Source organism: Providencia sp. PROV202, assembly GCF_028479565.1.
Classification (GTDB): Bacteria; Pseudomonadota; Gammaproteobacteria; order Enterobacterales; family Enterobacteriaceae; genus Providencia; species Providencia zhijiangensis.
The window spans coordinates 46,728-58,355 of record NZ_JAMPNV010000005.1; the positions used below are offsets into that span (position 1 = coordinate 46,728).

At 41.6% G+C, this 11,628-nt stretch carries 7 protein-coding genes; 4 read left to right on the forward strand and 3 right to left on the reverse strand.

Going from position 1 to position 11,628, the window contains the following annotated elements:
- Positions 1–185 precede the first annotated feature (185 nt).
- The 3 genes from PR799_RS03150 to pepN all read right to left on the reverse strand — a co-directional run bounded on the left by PR799_RS03150 (position 186) and on the right by pepN (position 4,988).
- A complete protein-coding gene (locus PR799_RS03150) occupies positions 186–731 on the reverse strand; it encodes a cell division protein ZapC (RefSeq protein WP_154628376.1) in 546 nt (181 codons plus the stop codon).
- A 322-nt stretch (positions 732–1,053) separates the two neighbouring features.
- Positions 1,054–2,064, reverse strand: coding sequence for a quinone-dependent dihydroorotate dehydrogenase (gene pyrD / locus PR799_RS03155; protein ID WP_154604233.1), 1,011 nt, complete (start codon positions 2,062–2,064; stop codon positions 1,054–1,056).
- Positions 2,065–2,369: 305 nt separating this feature from the next.
- A complete protein-coding gene (pepN, locus tag PR799_RS03160; protein ID WP_272521239.1) occupies positions 2,370–4,988 on the reverse strand; it encodes an aminopeptidase N in 2,619 nt (872 codons plus the stop codon).
- A 456-nt stretch (positions 4,989–5,444) separates the two neighbouring features.
- Here pepN and pncB point away from each other — a divergent pair, with 456 nt between their 5' ends.
- The 4 genes from pncB to PR799_RS03180 all read left to right on the forward strand — a co-directional run bounded on the left by pncB (position 5,445) and on the right by PR799_RS03180 (position 11,560).
- The gene (gene pncB / locus PR799_RS03165; RefSeq protein WP_272521240.1) at positions 5,445–6,659 is read left to right on the forward strand and encodes a nicotinate phosphoribosyltransferase; all 1,215 of its coding nucleotides are present in this window, start codon (positions 5,445–5,447) and stop codon (positions 6,657–6,659) included.
- A gap of 234 nt (positions 6,660–6,893) precedes the next feature.
- Positions 6,894–8,294 (forward strand): asparagine--tRNA ligase, encoded by a 1,401-nt coding sequence (gene asnS / locus PR799_RS03170; protein ID WP_036960395.1) that lies wholly within the window; start codon positions 6,894–6,896, stop codon positions 8,292–8,294.
- 610 nt (positions 8,295–8,904) lie between these two features.
- Positions 8,905–9,987: a porin gene (locus tag PR799_RS03175; protein ID WP_272521241.1), complete on the forward strand. Its 1,083-nt coding sequence runs from the start codon at positions 8,905–8,907 to the stop codon at positions 9,985–9,987.
- A 382-nt stretch (positions 9,988–10,369) separates the two neighbouring features.
- Positions 10,370–11,560 carry an amino acid aminotransferase gene (locus tag PR799_RS03180; RefSeq protein ID WP_272521242.1) on the forward strand — a complete coding sequence of 397 codons (1,191 nt, stop codon included), beginning with the start codon at positions 10,370–10,372 and terminating at the stop codon, positions 11,558–11,560.
- Positions 11,561–11,628: the final 68 nt, after the last annotated feature.

Here is an 11,628-nt window from a genome sequence, read left to right on the forward strand (position 1 = left end):
GCCTCAACTAAGAAAATAATTTTTTAGTTGAGGCTCTTAATTAAACATAAATTCTGCTCATATTCTTCAGCTGTATTTACCGTATAAACTTTATCATGCCTATTTTTTCATTTTATTTATTTTGCATGGAAAACTTTATTTCGCATAAAAGCAATCAAAATACGAATATGATCATCAGTGATCAATTACATGGCATTTCCATATAATAGACGCTTGGTTCTCGATTGATAATGCATCATCCGATCGTTCATGATCTTAATTGGATCACAGAATCGCAAAGTACGATCAGGTAATTCTAATGATGCTTCAGCTAATAAACACAAGCTTGCTGAATGACCCGCTTCTGCAATAATAAATGTTGAATAAACATTGCTATTTTCTAAGCACACTTGAATTAATTGACCACGTTCTGGCGTACTCATAAAATGGAAACTAGAAAAATACCAACTTTTTGGCATTTGGGGCTTTAAAAAGCGGTAAGCAACTAGGCTATTTAAGACTAATTCCGCTCTCTCTTCATAACTAATATTTAATCTCTTGGCTTGCTCATCAAATAAATAAAACTCTGCTGCATCTTCAATACTAAAAGGCATTTCATTTTGTGCAGAAACAGTCAACATTTTAGCTGGAAAACAAGACCGAAATATCATGCCGTTGGCGAGATCTAACATCACTCTGTCATGGTCACGATCAAAATACCAACGCCAATGATCATCAGGTTTAATATTCATAAACGATCCTTTAGCGATGTTATAAGCAAATAAGCTTTGTTTGGATCCTTTATTAAGATCCCTTTAAACATATCTCTGTTATATCCTAAAACTTAAAAGAAAAAGATACACGACTGACTGATCAATATAAGCAAACGTCAATGTCGACTTTTTAATAACGAATTAATCAGATGAGCGAAAACTATATGCCGCAAACCTATAACCATATGCCGCACAACTACACGTATAACTTGTCATTTAATGGATATAATTTATGTTCAATCTTAATATAGGATAAAAGGGGGAATAAATAAACCCCCTTGTATAATTAATCACCATTTTTTTAGATGTGATTAACAATATCCTTTATTAATTTTGGCCCGTGGTAAATAAAACCAGAATAAATTTGGACTAATGATGCCCCTGCTTCCATTTTTTCTCTGGCTGCAGTTAATGAATCAATACCGCCAACACCAATAATTGGTAACTTTCCATTTAATTCACGGGAAATAAGTTTAATGACTTGGGTGCTTTTTAATTGTACCGGACGACCACTTAAACCACCCGCTTCATTACAGTAATTTAAACCTTGAACTAAAGAGCGATCCAATGTGGTGTTCGTCGCAATAACGCCATCAATATTATGTCTCACTAAACTGTCAGCAACTTGCACAATTTCTTCTTCAGTTAAATCCGGTGCAATTTTAACCGCAACAGGAACATATTTCTGATGGAGTGATTGCAGTGCTAATTGCTTCTCTTTAATGCCACTTAATAAATCATCCAGCGCTTCCCCATATTGTAATGTGCGTAATCCAGGGGTGTTTGGTGATGAAATATTAATCGCGATATACCCTGCGTGGGCATACACTTTATCCATACAAATTAAATAATCGTCTTTACCATGCTCAACCGGCGTATCTTTATTTTTACCAATATTAATCCCGATAATCCCGCCGTAAGTTGATTTTTTAACGTTCTCAACCAGGTTATCAACCCCTTTATTGTTGAAACCCATGCGGTTAATAATCCCTTCCGCTTCAACAACTCTGAATAATCTTGGTTTGTCATTTCCATCTTGAGGACGTGGTGTAACGGTTCCAATTTCGACAAAACCAAATCCCATTGCACCAAACGCATCAATGCACTCGCCATTTTTGTCGAGTCCTGCGGCTAAGCCTAATGGATTTTTAAAGGAGAGTCCCATACAGGTAACGGGTTTGGTTGCAATGGATTGACGAAGAAGGAATTGGAGAGGAGAGTGGTTTAAACGCTGAAGCTGACGAAACGTTAATTCATGGGCCTTTTCAGGGTCGAGCTGAAACAGTGCCTTTCGGGCAAGGTGATATAACATAGCTATTAACCTACTTTCTGTCTAAGTACGATTGAATATGCATTTCTCTACACGACACACTCAAACTCAGCGCGTGCAAAAATACCCCCAAACCTGTTTTACCAAATAGGGTTTGTGAGTATACAAGTGAGATTGGCTTGATAAAACGGCACATATGCTACCCCAACTGTGGGGTAATAATCCATGAAAATATCACTAAAAGTGCTAATTGTTTTGATCTTCTACCATAAAAAAGCCCTTAGACTCGAAAATCTAAGGGCTTACATGCATTTATTCTAAGAATTAACTGCCTACTATCCGAAGAATTAGCTTTCTAGCGCTTTGGTTATCTTCTCAAACAGATCTCCAGAAAGATTTTCTAACCCTTTCAGTTTTTCCAGAATCTCACGCATTAAACCTTGGCGCTTCGCATCATAACGTTTAAAGCGGATTAATGGCTCAATTAATCGCGATGCCACTTGCGGGTTGCGAGTATTTAGATCCACTAAGATCTCATACAGGAATTGATAACCGCTGCTATCTTCCGCGTGGAAGTTCACTGGATTACCCGCCGTAAATGAACCCACTAATGCACGCACACGGTTCGGGTTAGTCATGCTAAATGAGCGATGATTTAATAATTCACGGACTTTTGCCAGTGTATTTTTAGCTGGATTGGTACCTTGCAGCGTAAACCATTTGTCCATCACCAAGCCATCACGGTGCCAACGATCGTCAAAATCTGCCATAAGCGTTGCATGACATGGCAAGCCCGCTTCGTTTGCAGCAGTTAATGCCGCGAGTGAATCCGTCATATTATCCGCACTGCGGTATTGCGCTTCCACCAGCTTATTCGCCAACTCACGGTCGTCCGCTGCCGCTAAATATTGCAAGCAAGTATTACGCAGTGAACGCAGCGCAATATCTCCGTGATCAACACGATATCCATCAATATTAATCGAGCGATAGACCGTTAAGAACTCATCGTGCATTTCATTCGCTAGCGTTGAGTGGATAAAATCAATCGCGTTATGGATTGCCACAGGATCAATAACGGTAAACAGCTCCGCAATTTCATTTTCTGAAGGCAGAGTCAAAATTAAAGCGGCTAATGCAGGGTCAATATTGTCACTGAGCAATACAGCGCGAAATGCATCCACAACATGCTCAGGCAGAACCAGCGCTTCCCCTTTATGCAGTTTTTCTACATTAATTTTGGCGTAGTTATTAATCAGTTGCTGCGCCGCATCCCAGCGAGAAAATTCATTGCTCGCATGCTGCATCAAAAATGCTAATTGTGCATCCGTGTATGGATAATCCAATTTTACCGGCGCAGAAAACTCACGTAATAAAGAAGGCACTGGACGAGAAGTCACATGGTCAAATACAAAACTTTGTGACGCTTGAGTGACATTTAAGACTGAATTCACCAAACTGCCATCACGCTTAAGCGGGATCACCGCTCCATCTTCACCATACAGTTCGATATCCAATGGAATATGCAGTGGCTGTTTTTCTGCTTGGTCGGCCGTTGGTGGCGTCATTTGGCTAACGTGTAGCGTATATTGTTGCTTCTCTTGAGAATATTCATCGCGCACAGTCAGAACTGGCGTTCCTGATTGACTATACCAGCGACGGAACAGGGATAAATCCACATTCGATGCGTCTTCCATTGCCTGCACGAAATCATCACACGTTGCTGCGCTGCCATCATGGCGATGAACATATAACTGGATCCCTGCTTGGAACATCTCTTCTCCAAGCAAAGTGTGGATCATGCGGATGACTTCAGATCCTTTTTCATACACTGTCAGCGTATAAAAGTTGTTCATTTCGATCACTTTTTCAGGGCGGATCGGGTGAGCCATCGGGCTTGCATCTTCCGCAAACTGCGCCGCACGCATCACTTTGACATTATTGATACGGTTAACTGAACGTGAGCCTAAATCAGAGCTAAACTCCTGATCACGGAATACGGTCAACCCTTCTTTTAAGCTTAGTTGGAACCAATCGCGGCAAGTAATACGGTTACCTGTCCAATTATGGAAATATTCGTGACCAATCACAGATTCAATATTCAGATAATCTTTATCGGTAGCGGTTTCGCTTTTTGCTAAAACGTACTTCGAGTTAAATACGTTCAGACCTTTATTTTCCATTGCGCCCATGTTGAAGAAATCAACGGCAACAATCATATAGATATCAAGGTCATATTCTAAACCGAAACGCTCTTCATCCCATTTCATTGCATTTTGTAGGGATTTCATTGCCCATGGTGCACGGTCTAAGTTGCCTTTATCAACAAATAACTCTAATGCGACTTTGCGACCAGTACGAGTCACAAACTCATCGCGTAAAACATCAAAATCCCCTGCGACCAATGCAAATAAGTAACTTGGTTTCGGGAATGGGTCTTCCCATTTTACCCAATGGCGACCATCATCCAGTTCACCTTCCGCGATACGGTTACCGTTAGAAAGTAAATAAGGATAGCGGGATTTGTCTGCTGTAATTTTGGTGGTGTAACGCGCTAAAACATCAGGGCGATCTTGGTAATAAGTAATGTGGCGGAAACCTTCAGCCTCGCACTGAGTACACAAAGCTTCACCAGAAACATATAAACCTTCTAATGCACTGTTTTTCTCAGGGCTAATCTCATTAACAATACTCAGTGTAAACGCGTCTGGTAGCGATTCAATGATAAGCTTACCGGATTCTTCTTTATAGTTTGTCCACGCTTTACCATCGACTTCAAGGCTAATAAGAGTTAAATCTTCACCAAATAATTCTAAGGTGGAAGATTGCGGATTAAGGCGTTTCACCTTGCTGATAGCGGTCACTTTGGTTTTGGCGGGATCAAGGTCAAAATCAAGGGATATTTCTGTAATTGTATAATCAGGTGCTTGATAATCTTGACGATATTTCGCTTGTCTTAACTGAGTCATAGGTAACCTTTTTATTCGTTATATCCGTGTCATAGTCTCTTTCTACTGTATACAATACTATAAGATGAACTAATGTGAATCGACTTGAGAAACATTTTCATCACAAATTGCGATGTTTTTCTATTATTCCCCATTAAATTTATGAGAGTAGTATCCAACTTTGTGGGCGAACGGTTTGCCTGTTGGTGCTATAGATCTATTAAATCTAAATTTACATGTTAGTATCATTCAGTGATTATTGTTCTGAGTATGTTATCGAACAGTAAATGAAGATTCGTTTAGAATAATGACCACGTTGAACGCGTTTAACTCAACAGTTAATTGGGTGGATTAAAGTTGAATTATCTTCCAACAACATACAGATAGAATAAAACTTCTATCTTTTGTTAAAGCGGGTATACTTTTTCAACTTTAACGATTTAGCAATTAGTCAGCTCCGCGAGGAACTCTGCGCGCATGAATTTAGACGTAACACCGATTATTACATCACTGCTGGATACCGATGCTTATAAGCTCCACATGCAGCAAGCCGTTTTTCACCGCTACAACCAAGTTCCCGTTGTCGCTGAATTTCGTTGCCGTAGCAGTGATATTTTAGGTGCCTATGCCAATGAGATTGAACAACAGATCCAATTGATGGCACAGCTTTCTCTTTCGGATGATGAATATCAGTACTTACGTACTCTGCCCTTTTTCACCGAAGATTACCTTTCGTGGCTGAAAACATTCCGCTTTAATCCTAAGCAAGTTGTTGTCAGCGTCGCTGATAATGGCCAACTGGCCATGCGCATCAGTGGTCCATGGCGCGAAGTCATTATGTGGGAAGTGCCACTGTTAGCGTTAGTGAGTGAAATTGTTCAACGTGACAGACACCCTACCATTACCGCTGATGATGCCGTTAACCAACTTCACAAGTTACTGGAACTGTTTTATCAAGAGGCCAGCGAACGCCAATTAAATCTATCCGGTTTTAAATTGATGGATTTCGGTACTCGCCGCCGTTTTTCCTATGAAGTGCAAGCGGCTATCGTGGGCATGCTCAAGCAAGAATTCCCTTATTTAGTGGGTACCAGTAACTACAAATTGGCGCGTGAATTGGGGTTAATGCCTGTCGGTACTCAAGCACATGAGTGGTTCCAAGCTCATCAACAGATAAGCCCTGAACTCGCCAATAGCCAACGTGAAGCCCTACAAAGCTGGCTAGATGAGTACCCAAATCATTTGGGTATCGCCCTCACCGACTGTATTACGATGGATGCATTCTTGCGTGATTTTGACCTCGAATTTGCTAATCGTTACCAAGGATTACGTCACGATTCTGGGGATCCTATTGAATGGGGTGAAAAAGCCATCGCCCATTACCAGAAATTGGGCATTGACCCACTGAGTAAAACACTGGTGTTCTCCGATAATTTAGACCTGCAAAAAGCCTTAGAGCTATACCACTATTTCCATAAACGGATAAATTTAGTGTTTGGTATTGGCACAAGACTCACTTGCAACATTCCAAATGTGGTCCCGATGAATATCGTGATCAAGCTGGTGGAATGTAATGGCAAACCCGTTGCTAAATTATCCGATAGCCCTGGAAAAACCATCTGTGAAGATGATGAATTTGTGAATCAGCTACGCAAAGCCTTTGACCTTCCTAAAATGGAAAAAGCCTGCTAAAAACAAATTAATAACCCGATAGCGATTTTTTACTTGTTTCCTGCCAAATGGCAAGTAACATAGCAGATTACCCCTGAAATATGGGATTTCGGAAAAGATGTCGGGTTATCGCTTTTTCTTATCGTGAGTTTTCTTCTTATATAGTGTTTCTTTGTAAACCCTTAAGCAGTCAACCCCAATAACGCATACCCGTCATCTCATATCGTTAATATTATTTAAAAGAGAGTAATTTTTATGATCGTTGCGCCTGTAGTCGATGTACTGCAAGGCCGTGTGGCGGTGGGCTCTGAAGTCACCGTTCAAGGCTGGGTACGTACAAGGAGAGATTCAAAAGCTGGTTTTTCTTTCCTCGCCGTTTATGACGGTTCATGCTTTAACCCATTACAGGCTATCATCAATAATAATTTATCTAATTATAATGACGAAGTCCTGCATTTAACCACAGGCTGCTCTGTGGAAGTCACTGGTATTGTTGCTGAATCTCAAGGTCAAGGTCAGTCTTTTGAATTACAAGCAACGGCAATCAAAGTCGTTGGTTGGGTTGAAGATCCTGACACTTACCCAATGGCAGCAAAACGTCACAGCGTCGAGTTTTTACGTGAAGCCGCTCACTTGCGTCCACGCACTAACTTAATCGGTGCTGTTGCACGTGTTCGCCATACTTTAGCCCAAGCCCTGCATCGCTTCTTCGATGAACAAGGTTTCTTCTGGGTATCGACTCCACTTATCACTGCATCAGATACTGAAGGTGCGGGTGAAATGTTCCGTGTTTCTACACTGGACTACAACAACTTGCCGCGTAATGACAAAGGCGAAGTCGATTTCAGCGAAGATTTCTTCGGTCGCGAAGCCTTCTTAACGGTTTCTGGTCAGTTGAACGGTGAAGCTTATGCAACGGCATTAAGCAAAATCTACACCTTTGGTCCAACTTTCCGTGCTGAAAACTCCAACACTAGCCGCCACTTAGCTGAATTCTGGATGTTAGAGCCTGAAGTCGCATTTGCTAACTTAGATGACATCGCCGGTCTGGCTGAAAAAATGCTGAAATATGCATTCAAAGCGGCATTAACCGAGCGTCGCGATGACCTTGAATTCTTTGCTGAGCGTGTTGATAAAGACGTGATTAACCGTCTGGAACGTTTTGTGAATTCTGATTTTGCACAAGTTGACTATACCGATGCGATCAAAATCCTCGAAACCTGCGGTCAGAAATTCGAAAACCCAGTTTACTGGGGTGTCGATATGTCTTCTGAGCATGAGCGTTACTTAGCTGAGCAACACTTTAAAGCGCCAGTTGTGGTTAAAAACTACCCGAAAGATATTAAAGCTTTCTATATGCGCCTTAATGAAGACGGTAAAACCGTTGCCGCGATGGACGTCTTAGCCCCTGGCATTGGCGAAATCATCGGTGGTTCTCAGCGTGAAGAACGTTTAGATAGACTGGATGCACGTTTAGAAGAAATGGGTATGAATAAAGAAGATTACTGGTGGTATCGTGATCTGCGCCGTTACGGCACTGTACCTCATTCCGGTTTCGGTCTTGGTTTTGAGCGTTTAATTGCTTATGTGACTGGCGTCAGCAACGTACGTGAAGTGATCCCATTCCCACGTACCCCAAGAAACGCGGCATTCTAATGCCTATTGCCCGTCATACGGCTTAAATGGTTATTCATATCGGGTCACTGAGTGGCCCGATGTTTTTATCGCCACAGTTTATCACTCGTTTTTTATCAAAAACGTTCTACCCAAGCAGGTCGCTACTATTGATTTATCGTTAACTATTGGCCCTGACTGAATATTTTGAGAGCACTGTCACAGTTTTTCTTTTATTGCCCTATTTTTTACTTTTTTATTAACGATTCCTATTCCGACTAAGAATAATCTGCTTTAAGCGTGTTACCATTCTTATTTGTCAGTACACTTTTCCCTCATCAATGAATGATATCGTTCGAAAAAAGTTCAATTTGTCTTTCAAAAAAGTTCCCTCTTTTTTGTAAAATTTTTTCAACTGGTAGGATGTGTGGTTGTTTTTTGCTCTATTTTTTACATTTAGAAACACCTTGTTACCATTTGTTTCAGAATCTTCGTTTTTGTAGCATTTTGGGGGTAGATAAATTTATCTACCAATGGAACACTGGACGCCGACTAAAGACGACACTAATCTCTCATAAATAGTTCAAAAGAATTTTATGGATTATTTTTGGCAGTGGCAGGTGTCCGAATAACACCAATGAGGGTAATAATAATGATGAAACGCAATATTCTTGCAATGGTTATCCCAGCTCTGTTAGCTGCTGGTGCAGCAAACGCAGCTGAAATCTACAACAAAGACGGCAACAAATTAGACCTGTACGGTAAAGTTGACGTTCGTCACTACTTCGCTAACTCAGAAAGCGGTGAAGACGGCGACGATTCACGTGTTCGTTTAGGTGTTAAAGGTGACACTCAAATCACTGACCAACTGACTGGTTTTGGTCGTTTCGAGTGGGAAACTAAGACTAACAAAACTGAAGCTAACCCAGAAAACAAAAACCGTTTAGCGTATGCTGGTCTGAAATTTAAAGATTTCGGTTCTGTAGACTACGGCCGTAACTACGGTGTTATCTATGACACGAACGCATGGACCGACGTTTTCCCATTATGGGGCGGCGACACCATGGCTCAGTCTGATACTTTCATGACTTCACGTAACCGTAACCTGGCTACTTACCGTAACAACAACATGTTCGGTTATGTTGATGGCCTGAGCTTCGCGCTGCAATACCAAGGCAAAAACACTGATTCTAACAAATCAGGTACTGGCGTTGGTTATAAAGACAACGGTGACGGTTACGGTTTCTCTACCGCTTATGACTTAGGTTGGGGCGTGACTCTGGGTGGTGGTTACTCTAACTCTGCTCGTACTGAAGCTCAAAAAACTTCAGAAGCTGAAGGTAAACGTGCTCAAGCATGGAACGTTGGTGCGAAATTTGACGCTAACAACGTATACTTAGCAGCTATGTACGGTGAAGCACTGAACACTACTCACTTCGGTGAAGATCACGAAATTGCTAACAAAACTCAAAACGTTGAATTAGTAGCTCAGTACCTGTTCGACTTCGGTCTGAAACCATCTTTAGGTTATAACCAATCTAAAGGTAAAAACATCGCTGGCGGCGACGGTGATATCGTTAAATACATCTCTGTAGGTTCTTACTACTACTTCAACAAAAACATGTCTGCAGTTGTTGATTACAAAATCAACCTGCTGAAAGACAATGACTTCTCTGAAGCTCATGGTCTGATGACTGACAACGTAGTTGGTTTAGGTTTAGTTTACCAATTCTAATTATCCGTTAACGGATAATCTGAAAACAGTAAATCATGTTTTTGAAAGCAGCGCTCCGGCGCTGCTTTTTTATTCTCAGAATTTCGCTCCCTATTCCTATCCCCATCGCTAAGTTCCTTCTCGGGTTTTCCTTTCAAGTTAGCCGCCCTCTTTGGCAATATCTTAACTATCGAATACGCTAAAAATTCAATTAATTAGATAAAGTCACTGGTTTATACTCAATTTTTGGTCAAATTTGATGTAATGGCTATCTAGCTCACAAGATCACACCAATTTTTGGTAAAACAATTGGCAAAAACTTGTTACCAAGTTACTCTGGTGACTCGACATTTTCCGTTATACCTCTTTTTCAGCTAAACCACAGAGTTTTGGAATCGACAATATGTTTGAGAAAATCATTTCTGCCCCAGCTGACCCTATCCTCGGTCTTGCTGATAGTTTCCGTGCTGATCCTCGCGATAACAAAATCAACCTCGGTATCGGTGTCTACAAAGACGAATCAGGTAAAACCCCTGTTCTAGACACCGTCAAAAAAGCAGAGAAATTCCTGCTAGACAACGAGAATACCAAAAACTACCTTGCGATTAGCGGAATGCCGGAGTTTGGTCGTGTCACTCAAGCGCTGCTGTTTGGTGATAACCATGAAATCATCACATCAAAACGCGCTCGTACCGCACAAGCACCGGGTGGCACAGGCGCCCTGCGTATCGCAGCTGATTTCATTGCTAAACAAACTAACGCAAAGCGTGTTTGGATCAGCAACCCAACGTGGCCTAACCATAAGAATATTTTCGAAGCAGCTGGCTTAGAAGTGCTGACTTACAATTACTACGATGCAGCCAACCACGGTATGGACTTTGCTGGCATGCTAAACAGCCTGTCATCTGCGGTTGCTGGTGACGTGATTGTTCTTCATGGCTGCTGCCATAACCCAACGGGTATTGACCCAACGCCAGAGCAATGGACTCAACTGGCTGCTCTGTGTGCTGAAAAAGGGTTATTACCTGTATTCGACTTCGCTTACCAAGGTTTTGCGAAAGGTTTAGATGAAGATGCGGAAGGATTACGCATTTTCACCAAAAACAACCCAGAAATGATTGTTGCCAGCTCATTCTCGAAAAACTTCGGTCTGTACAATGAGCGTGTGGGTGCTTGCACCATCATCGCTAAAGATAGCGATAACGCTGAGCGCGCATTTAGCCAAGCGAAAGCGGTTATTCGTGCTAACTACTCAAACCCACCCGCACACGGTGCGGCGGTGGTTACCACTATCCTGTCTGATGAAACATTAAAAGCTGAGTGGATCCAAGAACTGACTTCAATGCGCGAGCGTATCAAACGTATGCGTCAGTTACTGGTAAAAACATTGGAAGAAAAAGGCGCTAAACAAGACTTTAGCTTCATCATCAACCAAAATGGTATGTTCTCCTTCAGTGGACTGACTAAAGAGCAGGTAGAGCGTCTACGGAGCGAATTTGGCATCTATGCTGTAAGTTCTGGTCGTATTAACGTCGCAGGCTTAACGCTGGAAAACATGGTGCCACTGTGTGATGCCATCGTGAAAGTTTTATAAGTATTTATTCAAACAACTAAATACTTCACAAAAACAGCCAGTCACTTAACTGGCTGTTTTGTTTATAA

Coding starts and splice junctions, on each gene's coding strand:
- pepN (WP_272521239.1), bottom strand. CDS start 4,988: ATGACTCAGTTAAGACAAGCGAAATATCGTCAAGATTATCAAGCACCT.
- PR799_RS03150 (WP_154628376.1), bottom strand. CDS start 731: ATGAATATTAAACCTGATGATCATTGGCGTTGGTATTTTGATCGTGAC.
- pyrD (WP_154604233.1), bottom strand. CDS start 2,064: ATGTTATATCACCTTGCCCGAAAGGCACTGTTTCAGCTCGACCCTGAA.
- PR799_RS03175 (WP_272521241.1), top strand. CDS start 8,905: ATGATGAAACGCAATATTCTTGCAATGGTTATCCCAGCTCTGTTAGCT.
- PR799_RS03180 (WP_272521242.1), top strand. CDS start 10,370: ATGTTTGAGAAAATCATTTCTGCCCCAGCTGACCCTATCCTCGGTCTT.
- asnS (WP_036960395.1), top strand. CDS start 6,894: ATGATCGTTGCGCCTGTAGTCGATGTACTGCAAGGCCGTGTGGCGGTG.
- pncB (WP_272521240.1), top strand. CDS start 5,445: ATGAATTTAGACGTAACACCGATTATTACATCACTGCTGGATACCGAT.